General features: G+C 69.6%; 18 protein-coding genes and 2 tRNA genes. 10 read left to right on the top strand and 10 right to left on the bottom strand.

Translation table 11 applies throughout. The features are described 5' to 3' along the window. Window positions 1-135: 135 nt before the first annotated feature. The 9 genes from tolB (at window position 136) to DRV96_RS00060 (ending at window position 6,086) form a co-directional block, all read left to right on the top strand. Complete coding sequence (gene tolB, locus DRV96_RS00100) at window positions 136-1,407, top strand: Tol-Pal system beta propeller repeat protein TolB (RefSeq protein ID WP_119286331.1); 1,272 nt, start codon at window positions 136-138, stop codon at window positions 1,405-1,407. A gap of 58 nt (window positions 1,408-1,465) precedes the next feature. Next, the gene (gene pal / locus DRV96_RS00095) at window positions 1,466-2,026 is read left to right on the top strand and encodes a peptidoglycan-associated lipoprotein Pal (RefSeq protein ID WP_119286328.1); all 561 of its coding nucleotides are present in this window, start codon (window positions 1,466-1,468) and stop codon (window positions 2,024-2,026) included. A 1-nt stretch (window position 2,027) separates the two neighbouring features. Beyond that, on the top strand, window positions 2,028-2,828 hold the full coding sequence (gene ybgF, locus DRV96_RS00090; RefSeq protein WP_119286326.1) for a tol-pal system protein YbgF: 801 nt from the start codon (window positions 2,028-2,030) through the stop codon (window positions 2,826-2,828). Between the two features lie 120 nt (window positions 2,829-2,948). Next, window positions 2,949-4,064 (top strand): YeeE/YedE family protein, encoded by a 1,116-nt coding sequence (locus DRV96_RS00085; protein ID WP_119286324.1) that lies wholly within the window; start codon window positions 2,949-2,951, stop codon window positions 4,062-4,064. Further along, entirely contained in the window at window positions 4,061-4,879 is an 819-nt protein-coding gene (locus DRV96_RS00080; protein ID WP_235823224.1) for a tRNA threonylcarbamoyladenosine dehydratase, read from the top strand. The genes DRV96_RS00085 and DRV96_RS00080 overlap by 4 nt, the downstream gene beginning before the upstream one ends. A 19-nt stretch (window positions 4,880-4,898) precedes the next feature. After that, window positions 4,899-4,974 (top strand) — tRNA-Lys (locus DRV96_RS00075). A 26-nt stretch (window positions 4,975-5,000) separates the two neighbouring features. Next, window positions 5,001-5,076: transfer RNA gene (locus tag DRV96_RS00070), tRNA-Lys, on the top strand. Between the two features lie 113 nt (window positions 5,077-5,189). After that, entirely contained in the window at window positions 5,190-5,723 is a 534-nt protein-coding gene (locus DRV96_RS00065; protein WP_162910903.1) for a hypothetical protein, read from the top strand. A gap of 12 nt (window positions 5,724-5,735) precedes the next feature. Then, the gene (locus DRV96_RS00060; protein WP_119286320.1) at window positions 5,736-6,086 is read left to right on the top strand and encodes an ArsC family reductase; all 351 of its coding nucleotides are present in this window, start codon (window positions 5,736-5,738) and stop codon (window positions 6,084-6,086) included. 9 nt (window positions 6,087-6,095) lie between these two features. Here the strand turns inward: DRV96_RS00060 and DRV96_RS00055 are convergent, their stop codons facing one another. The 10 genes from DRV96_RS00055 to DRV96_RS00010 all read right to left on the bottom strand — a co-directional run bounded on the left by DRV96_RS00055 (window position 6,096) and on the right by DRV96_RS00010 (window position 17,798). After that, on the bottom strand, window positions 6,096-7,313 hold the full coding sequence (locus DRV96_RS00055; protein ID WP_119286318.1) for a cytochrome P450: 1,218 nt from the start codon (window positions 7,311-7,313) through the stop codon (window positions 6,096-6,098). A 258-nt stretch (window positions 7,314-7,571) separates the two neighbouring features. Next, window positions 7,572-10,313, bottom strand: coding sequence for an aconitate hydratase AcnA (acnA, locus tag DRV96_RS00050; RefSeq protein WP_119286316.1), 2,742 nt, complete (start codon window positions 10,311-10,313; stop codon window positions 7,572-7,574). Window positions 10,314-10,379: 66 nt separating this feature from the next. After that, window positions 10,380-10,802: a type II toxin-antitoxin system VapC family toxin gene (locus tag DRV96_RS00045; RefSeq protein WP_119286313.1), complete on the bottom strand. Its 423-nt coding sequence runs from the start codon at window positions 10,800-10,802 to the stop codon at window positions 10,380-10,382. After that, the gene (locus tag DRV96_RS00040; protein WP_119286311.1) at window positions 10,802-11,047 is read right to left on the bottom strand and encodes an AbrB/MazE/SpoVT family DNA-binding domain-containing protein; all 246 of its coding nucleotides are present in this window, start codon (window positions 11,045-11,047) and stop codon (window positions 10,802-10,804) included. Before DRV96_RS00040 ends, DRV96_RS00045 begins: the two co-directional genes overlap by 1 nt. A 158-nt stretch (window positions 11,048-11,205) precedes the next feature. Continuing rightward, window positions 11,206-12,372, bottom strand: a complete 1,167-nt coding sequence (locus DRV96_RS00035) for an ABC transporter substrate-binding protein (protein WP_119286308.1) — start codon at window positions 12,370-12,372, stop codon at window positions 11,206-11,208. A gap of 21 nt (window positions 12,373-12,393) precedes the next feature. Further along, the gene (locus tag DRV96_RS00030) at window positions 12,394-14,262 is read right to left on the bottom strand and encodes an AMP-dependent synthetase/ligase (RefSeq protein ID WP_119286306.1); all 1,869 of its coding nucleotides are present in this window, start codon (window positions 14,260-14,262) and stop codon (window positions 12,394-12,396) included. Window positions 14,263-14,266: 4 nt separating this feature from the next. Continuing rightward, on the bottom strand, window positions 14,267-15,040 hold the full coding sequence (locus DRV96_RS00025; protein WP_119286304.1) for an ABC transporter ATP-binding protein: 774 nt from the start codon (window positions 15,038-15,040) through the stop codon (window positions 14,267-14,269). Next, a complete protein-coding gene (locus tag DRV96_RS00020; protein WP_119286302.1) occupies window positions 15,040-15,837 on the bottom strand; it encodes an ABC transporter ATP-binding protein in 798 nt (265 codons plus the stop codon). The genes DRV96_RS00025 and DRV96_RS00020 overlap by 1 nt, the downstream gene beginning before the upstream one ends. Window positions 15,838-15,839: 2 nt before the next feature. Next, complete coding sequence (locus DRV96_RS00015) at window positions 15,840-16,916, bottom strand: branched-chain amino acid ABC transporter permease (RefSeq protein WP_119286300.1); 1,077 nt, start codon at window positions 16,914-16,916, stop codon at window positions 15,840-15,842. 6 nt (window positions 16,917-16,922) lie between these two features. Beyond that, window positions 16,923-17,798 carry a branched-chain amino acid ABC transporter permease gene (locus DRV96_RS00010; protein ID WP_119286298.1) on the bottom strand — a complete coding sequence of 292 codons (876 nt, stop codon included), beginning with the start codon at window positions 17,796-17,798 and terminating at the stop codon, window positions 16,923-16,925. Between the two features lie 116 nt (window positions 17,799-17,914). On the opposite strand from DRV96_RS00010, the gene DRV96_RS00005 reads away from it, so the two are divergent. Beyond that, entirely contained in the window at window positions 17,915-18,697 is a 783-nt protein-coding gene (locus DRV96_RS00005; RefSeq protein ID WP_119286295.1) for a crotonase/enoyl-CoA hydratase family protein, read from the top strand. Window positions 18,698-19,000: the final 303 nt, after the last annotated feature.

Genomic DNA, 19,000 nt, shown 5'->3' with positions numbered 1-19,000 from the left:
GCCTTCCTACAATGCGTTGCTTCGCCAAGGCCCGGCGACGGCACGCGATGCCGGGTGCGGCTTGCATTGCGTTTCGAATCCGGCAGCGCGGGCGATCGAGTGAACCTGTAACCTGCGGGCGGATCAGTGAACACCATGTGGCAGAGACGACGACTGCTGGGAGCCTTGGGAGCCAGTGCGGCGATGCCGGCGCTGGCGCAGTTCCGCGTCGAGATCAGTGGTGTCGGTGCGACGCAGATCCCGATCGCGGTTGCGCGCTTCCGCGACGAGGCCGCAGGTGGCCAGCCGATCGCCGCGATCGTGCGCGCGAACCTCGAGCGCAGCGGCCTGTTCCGTGGCGTCGACGCGCCGGGCGTGCTCGACGAGACCTCGCGTCCGGTGATGGCCGAATGGCGCGGCCGTGCCGTCGACGCGCTGGTGCTCGGCTCCGTCACGCGGCTGGCCGACGGACGCTTCGACGTGCGCTACAAGCTGTGGGACGTCGTCAAGGGCGAGGACCTCGGCGGCCAGAGCCAGGCCGTCGTCGCCGGCGACTTGCGGCTGGCGGCGCACCGCATCTCCGACGCGGTCTATCGCCAGCTCACCGGCGAGCCCGGCGTGTTCGCCACGCGCATCGCCTACGTGACCAAAGGCAACGGGCGTTTCACGCTGAACGTTGCCGATGCCGACGGCGAGGCTGCGCAGACCGCGCTGGCCAGCCCCGAGCCGATCATCTCGCCGGCGTGGTCGCCCGACGGCAAGCAGCTGGCCTACGTGTCGTTCGAGACGCAGAAAGCCGTCGTGTGGGTGCAGGAGGTGGCCAGCGGCCGCCGGCGCGTCCTTGCGAACTTCCGTGGCAGCAACAGTGCCCCGGCGTGGTCGCCCGACGGCAGCCAGCTCGCGCTGACGCTGTCGCGCGATGGCGGCTCGCAGCTGTACCTGCAGCCGGTGGCCGGTGGTGAGCCGCGGCGGCTGGCCACCGGCAGCGGCGGCGCGATCGACACCGAGCCGGCGTTCACCGCCGACGGGCGCACGCTGTACTTCGTCAGCGACCGTGGCGGCGGCCCACAGATCTACCGCATGCCGGTGGCCGGCGGCAGCGTCGAGCGTGTGACCTTCGATGGCAGCTACAACATCAGCCCGGCGGTCAGTCCCGACGGGCGCTCGCTGGCCTACATCACGCGCAACGGCGGTGCGTTCAAGCTGATGCTGATGGACCTGGCCAGCCGCCGCGTGCAGGCGCTGACCGACACCAGCGACGACGAGAGTCCGAGCTTCGCGCCCAACAGCCGTCTGATCATCTACGCCACGCGCGCTGGCGGGCGCGACGTGCTGATGACGACCACGCTCGACGGTCGTATCAAGACGCGGCTGCTGTCGTCGGGGCTCGACGTGCGCGAACCGGTGTGGGGCCCGTACGGGCGTTGAACCACCGGGCCGCATCAACGATCACTGCATGGTCTCAACTCGTTCGGGAGAACAATCGATGAAGCGTGTGCATGGTGTCCTGGCGTTGTCGCTCGCGGCGCTCGTGTTGGCGGGCTGCTCGTCGCCGGTCAAGCTCGACGACAGTGCGGGTGCCCCGGTCGAGTCCCGCACCCCGCAGCCGGTCGGTGCTGCCGGTGCGGGCGCGGGCGCGGGCGGTGCCGGTACCGCTGCGGCCGGCCAGTCGCAGGTGGCCAGTGTCGACCTGGGCAAGAACGACGCAGCCGCCACGGCGATCGACCGCATCGTCTACTTCGACTTCGACAGCTACATCGTCAAGCCCGAGTTCCGTCCGCTGATCGAGGCGCACGCGAAGCGCTTGGTGGCCAACCGCAACCTGCGCGTCGTCGTCGAGGGCCACACCGACGAGCGCGGTGGGCGCGAGTACAACCTCGCGCTCGGCCAGCGTCGTGCCGAGGCGGTGGTGCGGTCGCTGACGCTGCTCGGCGTCAACGAGGGCCAGCTCGAGGCCGTCAGCTTCGGCGAGGAACGCCCGGCGGTGACGGGCAGCAACGAAGAGGCTTGGGCCAAGAACCGGCGCGCCGAGCTGAAGGACCGCTGACGTGCGCACGACGCTGCGTCGCGTGGCGGGGGCGGCGGCCGCCGCCCTCGTCGCGCTGGGCCTGGCGCTGCCCGCGCAGGCCCAGCTGTTCCCGGACAACGAGGCCCGCAAGGCCATCCTCGATCTGCGCACCAAGGTCAGCGAGGACCACGAGCGCCTGCAGGCGCAGGTGACGCAGCTGAGCAAGGCCAACGCCGAATTGCTCGAGCAGTTGCGGCAGCTGCGCCTGGGGCTCGTCGATCTGAACGCGCAGATCGAGCAGATGCGCAGCGAGATGGCCCGGCTGCGCGGCCAGGACGAGCAGCTGGCGCGGGAAGTCGCCGAGCTGCAGCGCCGCCAGCAGGACCTCGTGCAGGCCACCGACGAGCGGCTGCGCCGCTTCGAGCCGCAGAAGGTCTCGCTCGACGGCCGCGAGTTCCTCGCCGCGCCAGCCGAACAGCGCGAGTACGAGCAGGCGATGGCCACGCTGCGCGGCGGCGACTTCGCCGCGGCGGCGGCGGCGTTCGGCGGCTTCCTGCAGCGCCATCCGTCCAGCGGCTATGCCGACAGCGCGCGCTTCTGGCTCGGCAACGCGCTGTACGGCAAGCGCGACCACGCCGGCGCGATCGCCGTGCTGCGCGAGTTCGTCACGAAGGCGCCCGACCACCCGCGTGCACCCGAGGCGATGCTCGCGATCGCCAATGCGCAGATCGAGACCAAGGACACGCGCGCGGCGCGCACGACGCTGACCGACCTGCAGAAGGCGTATCCGAAGTCGGAGGCGGCGGCTGCCGCGAAGGACCGCCTGGCCGCGCTGCGCTGACGCCCGGCGGAGTGCGCGCCCGACACGGTCGACCGCGCGCCGCTCGGTGCGGCGCCGGCGGGCTTCACCGCCGGCCCCGAGGCCGGTTCGCGCGACGGTGCGAACCTAGAATCCGCCGCCATGGCAACCGCGGACATCGGCGCGCTGACGCAGTACGTGCTGTGGGCCACGTTCGCGCTGTCGGCGGCGTTTGGCGCCATCGCGCAGCGCACCCACTTCTGCACGATGGGTGCCGTGGCCGACATCGTTCACATGGGCGACTGGTCGCGCATGCGCATGTGGGCGCTGGCCATCGGCACGGCGATGATCGGCTTCAACGCGATGGTCGCGCTCGGCTGGGTCGAGGCGGGTCGCAGCGTGTACGCCAGCGAACGCCTGATCTGGCTGTCGAACCTGGGCGGCGGCGTCGTGTTCGGCGTCGGCATGGTGCTGGCGTCGGGCTGCGGCAGCAAGACGCTGGTGCGCGTGGGCGGCGGCAACCTGAAGGCGCTCGTCGTGCTGCTCGTGCTCGCGGTGACGTCGTACATGACGCTGCGCGGCGTCACGGCGGTGTGGCGCGTCGAGACCGTCGACCGCGTCGCGGTGACGTTGCCGGTGGGGCAGGATCTGCCGTCGCTCGTGGCGTACGCGAGCGGCGCGCCGGTGCCGCTGCTGGCCGGTGTGCTGGGGCTGCTGATCGGCGGCGCGCTCATCGCGTGGGCGCTGTCGCGCGTCGAGGGGCGCTCGACCGAGACGCTGCTCGGCGGCGTGGGCATCGGCGCCGTGATCGTCGCGGTGTGGTGGGTGTCGGGGCGGCTGGGCTTCGTCCCCGAGCACCCCGATACGCTCGAGCCGACGTACCTGGCGACGAACACGCGCAGCATGGAGTCGCTGACCTTCGTCGCTCCGGTGGGCTACGCGCTCGACTGGCTGATCCTCTACAGCGACGCGAACAAGCGTCTGACGCTGGGCATCGTCTCGGTGTTCGGCGTCATCGCGGGCTCGGCCGCGTGGGCGCTGGCCAGCGGCAACTTCCGCTGGGAGGGCTTCGGCGACGTCGAGGACCTCGCCAACCACCTCGTCGGCGCGGCGCTGATGGGGGTCGGCGGCGTGACGGCCTTCGGCTGCACCGTCGGGCAGGGCCTGACCGGTGTGTCGACGCTGGCGGTGGGCAGCTTCCTCGCGCTGGGCGGCATCCTCGCCGGCGCCGTGCTGGGGCTGCGCTACCAGGCGTGGCGCCTCGAGCGGCGGGTGTGACGGCGCGCCCGCTGCCCACCACCGCCGTCGGCGATGCCGCTGCCGACGAGGCCGACCTCGAGCGCCGCTTCGGCGGCCTGCGGCGCCTGTACGGCGACGAGGGTTACCGCGTGCTGCGTGCGGCGCGTGTGGCGGTGGTCGGTGTCGGCGGCGTCGGCTCGTGGGCCGCGGAGGCACTGGCGCGCAGCGGCGTCGCCGAGCTGACGCTGATCGACCTCGACCACGTCTCGGAGTCCAACATCCACCGCCAGGTCCAGGCCGTCGGTGCCACCGTCGGGCAGGCCAAGGTGCTCGCGTTGCAGGCCCGGCTGGCCGACGTCCATCCCGGCTGCGCGGTCCACGCCGTCGAGGAGTTCATCGACGCGACGAACTGGCCGCAGTTGCTGCCGCGGCCCGTCGACGCCGTCGTCGATGCGTGCGATCAGATCGGGGCCAAGCTCGCGCTCGCGACGTGGGCGCGGCACAGCGGCGTGCCCTTCGTCACCGTCGGTGCGGCTGGCGGCAAGACGCTGGGGCAGGCCGTTGCGGTCGACGACCTCGCGCATGCGACGCACGACCCGCTGCTCGCATCGCTGCGCCAGAAGCTGCGGCGTGCCGGCGCGCCGCGCGGTGGCGTGCCGCTCGGCGTGCGCTGCGTGTATTCGAAGGAGACGGTGCACCGCCCTGAAGGCGCGTGCGACGTCGACGGCAGCCTCAACTGCGCCGGCTACGGCTCGACGGTGACGGTCACGGCGACGTTCGGTTTCGTCGCCGCCGGCGAGGCGATGCGCCAGCTGCTCGCCGCGGTGCCGGCGCTTCGCCAAAGATGGCTATAATATGCGGCTCTGCCGTCGAGGGTCGTTAGCTCAGCCGGTAGAGCAGCGGACTTTTAATCCGTTGGTCGCAGGTTCGAATCCTGCACGACCCACCACCGGATCAAAGGTCCGGCAAGAACACGGGCTCTTAGCTCAGCTGGTAGAGCAGCGGACTCTTAATCCGTTGGTCGTAGGTTCGAATCCTACAGGGCCCACCAGCACACCCCACGGCTCACGCAGCGATGCGTGGGCCGTTTCCGTTTCCGCCGCCCCGATGGCCGATCGCCTCCGGCGCTTGCCCGCACGCCGTATTCACGCGATGCTTCGTGGCGTGAGCACGTCGTCGGATTCGCCGCACAGGGTGGCTCGAGCGCCGGGACGCGGCGTCGTCGCCGGCGCACTGGCGTCGCTGTGCCTGGCGGCCTGTGCGGCCTTCGCGCCGGTGACGATCGTGCCGGGCCAGGCCGAGGCCGACGTCGTGCGCGCGCTGGGGCCGGTGACGGCCCGCTACGCGATGCCCGACGGCACGACGCGCGTCGAGATCGCGCGCGGCCCTCTCGGACGCCAGACCTACATGATCGACGTCGATGCCGCCGGGCGCGTGCTGCGCGGCGAGCAGGTGCTCGACGAGCGGCACTTCGCCGAAATCGTCGACGGCATGACCGAGGCGCAGGTGCTGCGCCGCATCGGACGTCCGGCCGAGCGTCAGCCGGTGGGCTTCGTCGGGCGCGTCGTCTGGTCGTGGCGCTACGAAAACAACCTGTGTCTGTGGTTTCGCGTCACGTTCGGCCCCGACGGCCGCACGATCGGCGGTGGAGGCTATCTGCCCGACCCGCTGTGCGAGCCACCGTTCGAGCCGTTCTGACCGACCTTCACGATGACCCTGACCATCTACGGCATTGCCCACTGCGACACCGTCAAGCGAGCGCGCGCGTGGCTCGCCGAGCACGGCGTCGAGGCGACGTTCCACGACTTCAAGAAGTCCGGCGTGCCCGCCGAGGCCCTGGATGCCTGGATCGCGACGCTCGGCTGGGAGCGGCTGCTCAACCGCCAGGGCACGACGTGGCGCAAGCTCGACGACGCGGCGAAGGCCGCGGTGACCGATGCCGCGTCGGCCCGCGCGCTGATGCTCGCGCAGCCGAGCGTGATCCGCCGGCCCGTGGTGCGCTGGCGCGATGGATCGCTGACGGTCGGCTTCGACGCCGACGACTGGTTGCGCCGCCTGTAGCCGCGCCGCTCAGCGAAGCCGCACCGGCAGCCGCCTGAAACCGCGGAAGCGCACGCGCGCGTCGCGCTCGGGGGCGGCCGCCAGATCGAGGCGCGGGAAGCGCGCCACCAGGCGCCCGATCGCGATCCGCGCTTCGAGCCGCGCGACGTTCATCCCGGCGCACGCGTGCGCGCCGTGGCCGAACGCGAGGTGCGGGTTCGGCTTGCGCGCGACGTCGAGGCGGTCCGGGTCGGCGAACACGGCCGGGTCGCGGTTGGCCGCGCCGATCGCCAGCGTCAGGAACGAGCCCGCGGGCACGGTGCGGCCGGTGAGTTCGATCGGCGCGGTCGCGAGCCGGTTGTTGAGCTGCAGCGGGCTCTCGTAACGCAGCAGCTCCTCGACCGCGGTGCCGATGAGCGCCGGGTCGGCGACGAGCCGCTCCCATTCGCCGCGGTGCGCGAGCAGTGCGTGCACGCCGTTGCCGATCAGGTTCGTCGTCGTCTCGTGGCCGGCGTTGAGCAGGAAGATGCACTGGTGCAGCAGCTCGGTGTCGCTGAGGGGCTCGCCGTCGCCGACGATCAGCCGCGTCAGCACGTCGACGTCGGGGTCGCCCGGGCGGCGGCGCCGTTCGGCCACCAGCGTGCGCAGGTAATCCTTGAATGCCTCGACCGCCGCGTTCCCGCGCGCGAGCACCTCGGCCGACGGCGCCGGCTCGAGTGCCGAGAGGATCGCGAGCGACCAGTCGCGCAGCGGGCCGCGCTCGTCGGCCGGCACGTCGAGCAGGTTGCCGATCACGTCGACCGGGATGCGCGCGGCGAAGTCGTCGATCAGGTCGGGCGCTGGCGCGTCGTCCAGGCGGTCGAGGAGGGTGTCGACGAGCGCGACGAGGCCGGGCTCCATGCGCGCGAGCGCGCGCGGGTTCAGCGCGGTGACGATCGGCCGGCGCACGCGCGTGTGCAGCGGCGGGTCGTTGAAGACGAGGCTCGTCGTGTGGTGCTCGAACAGCGGCGTGCCGGCGCCGAACTTCGGCGCGAACTCGCGCCGTTTGTCGGAGCTCGCCGCCGGATGGCGGTAGACGGCGGCGACGTCGTCGTAGCGCGTCAGCAGGAACGAGCCCGGCGCCAGCTCGTGCACCGGGTCGTGCGCGCGCAGCGCGGCGTAGACGGGGTAGGGGTCGTCGGCGAAGCCGGGCGGTGGGTCCGTCAGCGTGAAGCGCGTGGCCAGCGTGCGGGCGGTATCGGGATCCATCACGGCAGTGTCGGCCGCCGAGGCTGGATTCGCCAGCGGGCTTGCCCGGGCGGCCGCGCGACCAGCGAAGAGGGGCGTGGCGCTCGCGCACCACGCCCCCGAGGCGCGGGTTCCAGTCAGTTGCCCCTTCCGCGCCGACAGCCCCCACGACCGATGAACGTCGAGGTTTCAAGCGGCCGCCGCGGATCCGGCTTTGCCGGTCCGCTGGCGGCGCCCCCTCGAGGGGGAGCGCCGAAGGCGCTTCGGGGGTGGTTCATTTCATGCCGCGAGGAGTTGCCGCAGCACGAACGGCAGGATGCCGCCGTGCTTGTAGTAGTCCACTTCGATCGCGGTGTCGATGCGCAGCGTCACCGTGACCTCGCGCACCGAGCCGTCGGGCTTCGTGATGACGAGCTTGGCGTCGCTCTGCGGCTTGATCTCGTCGCCGAGCACGACGTCGACGACTTCGTCGCCGTGGATGCCCAGGCTCTCCCACGAGTCGCCGGGCTTGAACTGTAGCGGCAGCACGCCCATGCCGATCAGGTTGCTGCGGTGGATGCGCTCGAAGCTCTTCGCGATGACCGCCTTGATGCCCAGCAGCTGCGTGCCCTTGGCCGCCCAGTCGCGGCTCGAGCCGGTGCCGTATTCCTCGCCGGCGAAGATCACGGTGGGCACGCCCGCGGCCATGTACTTCATCGCGGCGTCGTAGATGAACATCTTCTCGGGGCCCTGGCCCGCGGCCCGTTCGGCCGCGGAGGGCTGATAGAGCGTCACGCCGCCTTCCTCGCGCGAGCCGTCCTCGCGCGGCGGGATCATCAGGTTCTTGATGCGCACGTTGGCGAAGGTGCCGCGCATCATCACCTCGTGGTTGCCGCGGCGCGAGCCGTAGCTGTTGAAGTCGGCCTTGGCGACGCCGTTGGCGATCAGGTACTGGCCGGCCGGCGAGTTCTCCTTGATCGAGCCCGCGGGCGAGATGTGGTCGGTCGTGATCGAGTCGCCGAACAGCGCCATGATGCGCGCGCCCTGGACGCCCGACTCGAGCGCCTTCGGCGTCATCTCGAAGCCCTCGAAGAACGGCGGCTGCGCGATGTAGGTGCTCTTCGGCCACGTGTAAACCTGGCCCTTGACGCCCTTGATCTGCTCCCACAGCTTGCCGGGCTTGGCGTGCACCTTGCCGTAGTTCTCCTTGAACGCCTTCGCGTCCATCGCGTACTTCATCAGCTTGTAGACCTCGTCGCTGCTGGGCCAGATGTCGCCGAGGTACACCGGCTTGCCCTTCTTGCCGAAGCCCACCGGCTCGGTCATCAGGTCCTTTGTGACGTTGCCGGCGATCGCGTAGGCGACCACCAGCGGCGGGCTGGCGAGGAAGTTGGCTTTCAGGTTCGGGTGGATGCGCGCCTCGAAGTTGCGGTTGCCCGACAGCACCGCGGCGCAGACGAGGTCGTTCTTCGTGATGACGTCGTTGATCTCGGGCGTCAGGTCGCCGGCGTTGCCGATGCAGGTCGTGCAGCCATAGGCCGCCACCGCGAAGCCGAGCTTCTCGAGGTAGGGCAGCAGGCCCGCCCGCGTGAGGTACTCGGTGACGATGCGCGAACCCGGGGCGAGCGAGGTCTTGATGTGCGGCTGGACCTTCAGCCCCGCCTCGACGGCCTTCTTCGCGAGCAGGCCGGCCGCGAGCAGCACGCCGGGGTTGCTCGTGTTGGTGCAGCTCGTGATCGCGGCGATCAGCACGTCGCCGTTGCGGATGTCGATGCCGTCGGCGGTCTTGAACACCTGGCCGAGCTTGTCGGCTGGCTGGTTGAAGCCGTTCTCGGCCACGGGCTTGCTGAACAGCTCGGTGAACTTCGACGCGAGGTGCGTGATCTCGATGCGGTCCTGCGGGCGCTTCGGGCCCGCGAGGCTCGGCGCGACGGTGGACAGGTCGAGCGTGACGACGCTCGTGTAGTCGATCTCGCCGGCCTTCGGGATACCGAACAGCTTCTGCGCCTTGAAGTAGCCTTCGAAGGCTTCGATCTCGGCCTTCGTGCGGCCGGTGCCCTTGAAGTATTCGATCGTCTTGCCGTCGACCGGGAAGAAGCCCATCGTCGCGCCGTACTCGGGCGCCATGTTGGCGATCGTCGCGCGGTCGGGCACCGACAGGCTCTCGGTGCCGGGGCCGAAGAACTCGACGAACTTGCCGACCACCTTGTGCTTGCGCAGGATCTCGGTGACGGTGAGCACGAGGTCGGTGGCGGTGACGCCTTCGCGCAGCTGGCCGGTGAGCTCGAAGCCGACGACGTCGGGCGTCAGGAAGTACACCGGCTGGCCGAGCATCCCGGCCTCGGCCTCGATGCCGCCGACACCCCAGCCGACCACCCCGATGCCGTTGATCATCGTCGTGTGGCTGTCGGTGCCGACCAGCGTGTCGGGGTAATACACCTTGTCCTTGCGCTTGTGCACGCCGCGCGCGAGGTACTCGAGGTTGACCTGGTGCACGATGCCGAAGCCCGGCGGCACGACGCCGAAGGTGTCGAACGCCTGCATGCCCCACTTCATGAACTCGTAGCGCTCGCGGTTGCGCTCGAACTCGAGCTTCATGTTGAGGTCCAGCGCCTTCTTGTTGCCGTAGTGGTCGATCATCACCGAGTGGTCGACGACGAGGTCGACCGGCACCAGCGGCTCGATCGTCTTCGGGTTCTTGCCCATGCGGTCGGCGACGTTGCGCATCGCGGCCAGGTCAGCCAGCAGCGGCACGCCGGTGAAGTCCTGCAGCACGACGCGCGAGACGACGAACGGGATCTCGTCGGTGCGCGGCGCGTTGGGCTGCCAGTTGGCGAGCTGCTCGACGTGTTCCTTCGTGACCTTCTTGCCGTCGCAGTTGCGCAGCACGCTCTCGAGCACGATGCGGATCGACACCGGCAGCCGGTTGACGTTCGGGTAGATCTTCGCGAGCGCGGGCAGCGAGTACAGCAGCCCCTCCTTGCCGGAGGCGGTCTTGAAGGACTTCAGGGTCTTGGAGAAGGCGTGGGCAGGGGCGAGCATGGGGCGGTCCTGTTGGCGTCGGAGGGGTTGCGGTGCGGGAAAGGGATGGGGCGGCGGCATCGTCGGTCATGCGCCTTGCGGCACGATGACTTTGAGGCCCTTGAAGTAGTCGCGGAAGAAACTGGCGTCGCGCGTGATCAGGCCGTTGCACTGCAGCAGCGCGTGCGCGCCGATCAGGAAATCGGGCACGGTGCGCGGGCCGGCGGCAGGCAGTCCGGCGGCCTTACGGCGCTCCTTGTAGCGGCGCTGCATCTCGCCGGCGCGCACGGCCGCACGTGCCTCGATCGGCGAGAACGTGATGCCGGCCTGCTCGAGCGTGTCGAGCAGCTCGGCGCCGTAACCGAGGCCGCTGACGACCTCGCTGACGACGACGTCGCACACGACGACGGGGCCGCGCGCGAGCGCGTCGCGCAGGCTCTCCTCGGCCGCTTCGGCGCGTGCGTCGCCGCCGAGCAGGTCGATCAGCACCGGGGAGTCGACGGCGATCATCAGGTGTCGGCCGGGTCGCCGGGGGCGCGGCCGCGCAGCTCGCGCATCACGTCGTCGGTGGTCACGCCTGGTGGCAGCCGGAAGCGTCCGCGCAGGCGCGACAGCGCGTCATCGACCTCCTTGCGCAGGATGATGCGGCTGCCGTCGAGCTCGACCTTGAGCTTGGTGCCCTTGGTCAGGCCGAGCGCGTCGCGCACGGCCTTGGGCAGCGTGATCTGGCCGCGTTCGGCGACGGTGGCTTCCATGACGGCATGTGCGGCGAAGTATGTATTCAGTATACATACTCGATCCTGCGGATGCCGATCCACCGTCGAGCCACCGCGGCGGGGCGCGGGCACGAAAAAGCCGCCCGCAGGCGGCTTGAGAACGTCGACGCAGCGCGGCGCCCGCGCGCGTCACGGCGTCACTTCTTCGGCGTCATGTAGTCGCTGACGACCTTCCAGCGCGCGTCCTGCAGCTGCGACAGCCGCGTCGCGTTGCTGCCCAGGCGCTTCGTCGGGCTGAACGTCATCTCGGCACTGCCGAAGATGTCGGGCGGGATCGTCATCGAATCCATCGCCTTGATGAAGCTGTCGGTCGTCAGGTTCGGGCCGGCCTTGGTCGCGGCGCGGATGAAGGCGTCGACCGCGTTGTAGCCGTACACCGAGAACACCGTTGGGTCCTCGTTGAACTTGGTCTTGTACTTGTTGGCCCAGAAGCTGATCTCGCGCGAGGTGTCGTCGAGGTACGGGTGCTGCACCGTCATCGTCGCGTACAGCCCGTCCATCGCCTTGCCGCCGAGCTTGTGGATCAGGTCGGTGTAGGCGGCGCTCGAGCCGAGGAAGGTCGGGCTGAAGCCGGTCTTGCGCGCCTCGGCGATCGCGCCGATCGTCTCGCGGATGATGGTGCCGAGCACGACGAAGTCGCAGCCGGCGGCCTTCATGCGCGCGACCTGGCTCGAGAAGTCGGTCGCGCCGCGCTTGTAGGTCGTCTTCTCGGCGAGCGTGACGCCGATCGTCTTCAGGCCGTCCTCGGCACCGCGCATCACTTCCAGGCCGAACTCGTCGTCCTGGTACATCGTGCAGGCCTTGGTCGCGTTCTTCTGCTTGTACAGCATCGGCGCGGCGATCAGCATCTGGTCGTAGTACGGCGCCGCGAACGAATACTTCAGCCGGTGAAACGGCTCGTACATCTGCCGCGCCGCGGTCACGGGGAAGAAGTTGAGGACGTTCTTCTCGAACTGCACCGGCATCGCCGCCATGTTCTGCGCCGTGCCGATGTGGCCGACGACGGCGAACACCTTGTCCTGGTTGACGAGCTTCTGCGCCGCGAGCACGGCCTTGCGCGGGTCGTAGGCCGAGTCCTCGACGACCAGGCGCAGCTTGCGGCCGTTGACGCCGCCTTGCTCGTTGGCCTCGTCGACGCGCAGCATCATGCCCAGGCGCACCTGCTTGCCGAAGCCGGCGATCGGCCCCGACAGGTCCTGGATCGAGCCGATCACGATCTCGTTCTTGCTGACGCCCTGCGTCGCCTGCGCCATAGCCAGCGGCGCCGCAACGGCCAGCGCCAAGGCGGTGAGGGTGTGTTTCATGCGTCGTCTCCTTGAGTGCCGCTAGCTGCGGCCGTTGCCGTACATCGACTCGATCAGCGGGGCGTACTTCTGCTGCACGAACCGCCGTTTGAGCTTCATCGTCGGGGTCAGTTCCTCGTCCTCGGCGGTGAGTTGCGTCTCGATCAGGCGGAACGCCTTGATCTGCTCGACACGCGCGAACTTGGCGTTGACCTTGTCGATCTCGCGCTGGATCAGCTCCTGCACCTCGCGCGCGCGCGTCAGGCTCGCGTAGTTCGAGAACGGCACGTCGTGGTCCTGCGCGTACTTCTCGACGTTCTCCTGGTCGATCATGATCAGCACCGTCAAGTACGGGCGCCGGTCGCCGATCACCACCGCGTCGGTGATGTACGGCGAGAACTTCAGCTCGTTCTCGATCTCGCTGGGCGTGATGTTCTTGCCCCCGGCCGTGATGATGATGTCCTTCATCCGGTCCGTGATGCGGAAGAACCCTTCGTCGTCGACGGTGCCGACGTCACCGGTGTGCAGCCAGCCGTCGGCGTCGATCGTCTCGGCCGTCTTCTCGGGCTGGTTCAGGTAGCCCATGAAGACGTTGGGGCCGCGGATCAGCAGCTCGCCGGTGGTCGGGTCGATCCGCACCTCGTTGTAGCTGCACGCCGGCCCGATCGAGCCGGGCTTGATCTTCCACGCGGGCATCCCGGTCGAGGCGCCGCCCGACTCGGTCTGTCCCCACACTTCGAGCATCGGCACGCCGAGCGAGAGGTACCAGCGCACCAGCTCGGGCGAGATCGGCGCCGCGCCGGTGACGAGGAAGCGCGAGCGGTGGATGCCGATCAGCTTGCGCACGTTGTCGAGCACGAGCAGCCGCGCGAGCCGGAACTGCAGCTTCAGCGTCGCCGGCACCGGCCGGCCGGCGAGCACGAGGTCGGCGATGCGCCGCCCGACGCCGATGGCCCAGGCGTAGGCGGCCTGCTGCAGCTTCGTCGACTCCGACAGCGCGATCGTCACCGCCGAGTAGAACTTCTCCCACACGCGCGGCACGGCGACGAACACGGTGGGCGCGATCTCGCGCACGTTCTCGGGCACCGTGTCGGGGTTCTCGACGAAGTTCAGTTTCGAGCCGGTGTACATCGAGAAGTACTCGCCGCCCAGACGCTCGGCGACGTGGCACAGCGGCAGGAAGCACATGCGCTCGTCGCGCTCGTCCTGCGCGATCAGCGTGTTGTAGCCGCGCATCGTGTAGACCAGGCTCCTGTGCGCATGCATCGCGCCCTTGGGCTTGCCGGTGGTGCCCGAGGTGTAGATCAGGATCGCGAGGTCCTCGGGACGGCGGCTGCTGACGCGCGCGTCGAACAGCCCCGGGTGCGCGCGGTCGTGCTCGCGGCCCATGCTGCGCAGCACGTCGAAGCTGACGACCATCGGATCCTCGAAGCGGTGCAGCCCCTCCATGTCGAAGACGACGATCTTCTTCAGCCGCGGCAGCCGCTCGCGCACCTCGAGCGCCTTGTCGAGCTGCTCCTCGTCTTCGACGAAGAGGATCGACGTCGCCGAGTCCTCGCACAGGTACTGCACCTGGCTCGGCGAGTCGGTCGGGTAGATGCCGTTCGAGACGCCGCCGGCGCTGAGGATGCCGAGGTCGGCCAGCACCCACTCGACGAGGGTGTTCGACAGGATCGACGCCGTGTCGCCGGGCTCGAAGCCGAGCGCGGCCAGCCCCATCGCGACCTCGCGCACCGCGCGGCCGGTGTCGTTCCACGTCCACGCACGCCACAACCCGAGGTGCTTCTCGCGCAGCCACACCGCGTCGCCGCGCATCCGCACGGCGTTCCAGAACACCTCGGGGATCGTCTCGCCGGGCACGACGATGTCGGTGCGCGGCTGGATGTGGCTCAGGTCCCACAGGTTGCTCATGCGCTCACCGCCACGTCTTCTTCTTCTTCCAGCGCCGCTCGCCGCGCGCGCCGGCCTCCTTCATGCCCAGGTAGAACTCCTTGATGTCCTCCTTCTCGCGCAGGCGCTCGCAGGTGTCTTCCATCACGATACGGCCGTTCTCGAGCACGTAGCCGTAGTCGGCGGCGTTGAGCGCCATGTTCGCGTTCTGCTCGACGAGCAGCATCGTCGTGCCGCGCTCGCGGTTGATGCGCACGATGATCTCGAAGATCTCCTTCGTCAGCTTCGGACTCAGCCCCAGGCTCGGCTCGTCGAGCAGCATCAGCTCGGGCGCGGCCATCAGCGCGCGGCTGATCGCGAGCATCTGCTGCTGCCCGCCCGACAGCAGCCCCGCGTCTTGCTTCTCGCGCTCCTTGAGGATCGGGAAGTAGCGGTACACCGCCTCCATGTCGCGCGCGACCGCGTCGCGGTCGGTGCGCGTGTAGGCGCCCATCAGCAGGTTGTCGTGCACCGACAGCAGCGGAAACACCTCGCGCCCCTCGGGCACGTGCACGAGGCCCTGCTGGACGATGAATGCGGGGTCCTGCGCGGTGATGTTCATGCCCTTGAACTCGACCGTGCCCTTGCGCGGGTCGATGATGCCGCTGATCGTCTTCAGGATCGTCGTCTTGCCCGCGCCGTTGCTGCCGAGCACGGTCGCGATCTGGCCGCGCTCGACCTGCAGGCTCACGCCGCGGATCGCCTTGATCGGGCCGTAGGCGCTCTCGACGTTGCTGAGCTTGAGGATGACCTCGGCCATCAGGGTCCCCTGCGCAGCGACGACGCGTCGTCGGCGGTGCCGAGATAGGCCTCGACGACGCCCGGGTGCGATTGCACCTCGGCCGGCGTGCCGAGCGCGAGCACCTCGCCCTGGTTCATCGCGAGCACGCGGTCCGACACGCGCGAGACCAGCCCCATGTCGTGTTCGACCATCAGCACCGTGATGCCGAGGTCGTCGACGATGTCCTGAATCCAGAACGCCATGTCGCCGGTTTCCTCGACGTTCAGCCCCGACGACGGCTCGTCGAGCAGCAGCAGCTTTGGCCCGGTGGCCAGTGCGCGCGCGAGCTCGACGACCTTGCGCACACCGTAGGGCAGCCCGGCGACCATCGTGTCGCGGTAGTGCTGCAGGTCGAGGAAGTCGATCACCTCCTCGACCTTCTCGCGCGTTGCGCGCTCGGCGGCACGCACCTTCGGCAGGAACAGCATCTCGCTCCACAGCCCGCTCGTGCGGTGCACGTGGCGGCCGATCAGCAAGTTCTGCAGCACGGTGGCGTGCTCGAACAGCTCGATGTTCTGGAACGTGCGCGCGATGCCCAGCGGCGCGATCTTGTGCGGCGGCACCGCGAGCAGGTCCTGCCCCTCGAACGTGATCGAGCCGGCGGTGGGCGTGTAGATGCGGCTGATCAGGTTGAACACCGTCGTCTTGCCGGCGCCGTTGGGGCCGATCAGCGTGAACACCTCGCCGCGGCGCACGTCGAAGCTGACGTCGTTGACCGCCAGCACGCCGCCGAAGCGCACTTGCAGGTTCTTCGCCGAGAGCAGCACGTCCTGCATCGCTAGCGCAGCCGGTCGGACTTCTGGAACGCCTTCTGCCGCTTGAACAGGCCCTTGCGGTAGAAGGGGAAGAGCTGGAACCACGTGCGGATCTTCAGCCAGCGGCCGTAAAGACCCATCGGTTCGAACAGCACGAACGCGATCAGCACGGCACCGTAGATCACGGCCTTGAGGCCCGGTGCCTGCGCGATCGTGTCGGGCAGCACGTCCTTCAGCGCGCTGATCGCCTGCGGCATGCCGATCAGGAAGATCGCGCCGAGGAAGGCACCGTGCACGCTGCCGAGCCCGCCGATGACGACCATCAGCAGCAGGTCGATCGACGCGATGATGTTGAACTGGTCCGGGCTCAGGAAGCGGATCGCGTGCGCGTACAGCGCGCCGCCGATGCCGGCCAGCGCGGCGCTGATCGCGAAGCTCAGCGTCTTGTAGTACGCGAGGTGGATGCCCATGCTCTGCGCCGAGATCTCGCTGTCGCGGATCGCGACGAACGCGCGGCCGGTGGGGCTGCGCAGCAGGTTGAGCACCGCCAGCGTGCAGGCCACCGTGATCACGAGGCAGAGGAAATAGAACGTCTCGCCGCTGTCGGCGACCCAGCCGAACATCTGCGGCTGGCCGACCATCAGCCCGGCGTTGCCGCCGGTGACGCTCTCCCAGCGCGCGAGCACCTCCTCGACGATGAAACCGAAGGCCAGCGTCGCGATGCCGAGGTAGATCCCTTTGACGCGCAGCGCCGGCAGCCCGACGACGGCACCGACCGCGGCCGACAGGCCGGCGGCGGCCGCGAGCGACAGCGGGAACGGCCAGCCCTGCGCGGCGAGCACCGCCTGCGTGTACGCGCCGACGCCGAGGAACGCCGCGTGCCCGATCGAGAACAGCCCGGTGAAGCCGGCGAGCAGCATCAGCCCGAGGCCGACGATGCCGTAGATCAGGATGAAGGTCAGCTGCGCGAGGCCGTACGACTCGAGCCACCACGGCGCAGTCACCAGCGCGGCGAGCAGCAGGCCGTACCAGAACCGGTGCCCGCCGTGCTTGGCCAGGCGGATGTCCTGGTCGTAACTGGTCTTGAAGATGAAGCGCATCGCCCGCTACACCTTCTTTCTGAGGTTCTCGCCGAACAGGCCGTTGGGCTTGATCATCAGCATCAAGAGCACGACGGCATAGGCCGCGACGTCCTTGAAGCCCTCGGGCAGGTAGAAGCCGGCCAGCGACTCGACGACGCCGATGATCAGCCCGCCGACGATCGCACCGGGCAGGCTGCCGAAGCCACCGACGACCGCCGCCGGGAACGCCTTCAGGCCGATGAAACCCATGTTGGCGTGCACGAACGTGATCGGCGCCAGCAGCAGCCCGGCCACCGCCGCGACCATCGCCGCCAGCGCCCAGACGACGCCGTTGAGCTTCTTGACCGGGATGCCCATGTAGTAGGCGGCGAGCTGGTTCTGCGACGCGGCCTGCATCGCGATGCCGACCTTGCTGCGGCTGAACATCAGGTACAGCACGAGGCACAGCACCGCGGTGACGGCGATCACGACGAGTTGCTCGACCGCCAGCACGACGCCGCCGACCGGCACGACGGCGTCCTTGTACGGCACCGGCAGCGTGTGCGTGTCGGTGCCGATGCCCGGGATCATCGTGATCGCGCCACGCGCGACGTAGCCCACGCCGATCGTCAGCATCACGATCGAGAACGTCGGCTGGCCGAGGATGGGCCGGATCACGACGCGCTCGATCGCGAGGCCGAACAGCCCCATCGCAGCGATCACGGCCGGCACCGTGATCCAGAACGGGAAGCCCAGCACCGTCAGCGCCGCCAGCCCGACGAAGGCACCGAGCATCATCAGGTCGCCCTGCGCGAAGCTCACCGCTTCGGTGGCCTTGTAGATGAGCACGAAGCCCAGCGCGATCAGACCGTAGATGCAGCCTTGCGCGATGCCGCTGACCAGAACCTGCAGGACCTGCAAGACGAACCCCGGGAGACCGATCGACAATGACCTGAACGAGACCGCGCATTTGTAGCGAAAGCCCCGCGCCTGTCGTGCGCGAGGAAACCCGCAAGAACGCCCGAGGAGGTGTCACGATGGAGACAGTGGGCATCACCCGCGACGGCCCCGTGTGGACCGTCACGCTGCAGCGGCCCGCGGCGCGCAATGCCGTCGATGGCCCGACGGCGCGCGCGCTCGCGGCGGCGTTGCGCGCGTTCGACGCCGACGCCGACGCGCGCGTCGCGGTGCTCGCCGGCGCCGGCGGGCACTTCTGCGCCGGGGCCGACCTGAAGGCGGTCGCCGAAGGCGGCGAGCGCATGAACCCGCTGGAGGACGACCTCGACGCCGACGGCCCGATGGGGCCGACGCGGCTCGTGCTGACCAAACCCGTGATCGCCGCCGTCAGCGGCCACGCGGTGGCCGGGGGCTTCGAGCTCGCGCTGTGGTGCGACCTGCGCGTCGTCGACGACAGCGCCGTGTTCGGTGTGTTCTGCCGCCGCTGGGGCGTGCCGCTGATCGACGGCGGCACGGTGCGCCTGCCGCGGCTGATCGGCGAGAGCCGGGCGCTCGACCTGATCCTCACCGGCCGCGCCGTCGACGCCGACGAGGCGATGGCGATCGGGCTGGCCACGCGCCGCGCCGCGCCGGGCCAGACGGCGCTCGACGCCGCGCTCGCGCTCGCGCGCGAACTCGCCGCCCTGCCGCAGACCTGCCTGCGCTCGGATCTCGCGAGCGTCAAGGCGCAGGCCGGCCTGCCGCTGCGCGACGCGCTCGCGCACGAGTTCGCGCTCGGGATGGCGACGCTCGCGTCGGGCGAGAGCCGCGAGGGGGCGGCGCGCTTCGCCGGCGGGGCCGGGCGCCACGGGCGGCCGGCGTGAAGCTGGAGCGATGTGCCGGGTTGGATCGAGGAAACGTGTCAGCCCATCGCGGCCTTTGCTTTGGTGACGGTCGGCGGCTTCTCGCGGATGCTGTCAGCCTGAATCCAGCAGTTCACCGTCCGTCATCGCGCGCTAAGCGAGCACTGGCGCGGCTTTGACGGGTCTTGGCACACTCACCCGATGGGTGAGAGCAAACAACGCATGCGCGAGGTGGCCCTGGCGGCCGAAGTGGCGGCCGGCGCGCCGCAGGTGGTGGACACGCTGGGCGGGCGCATGCACGTGCGCTGGGACGAGGGTGCGGCG

The sequence above is a fragment of the Azohydromonas sediminis genome, assembly GCF_003574675.1.
GTDB lineage: Bacteria > Pseudomonadota > Gammaproteobacteria > Burkholderiales > Burkholderiaceae_C > Calidifontimicrobium > Calidifontimicrobium sediminis.
This window is presented reverse-complemented; position numbering and strand designations above follow the sequence as displayed.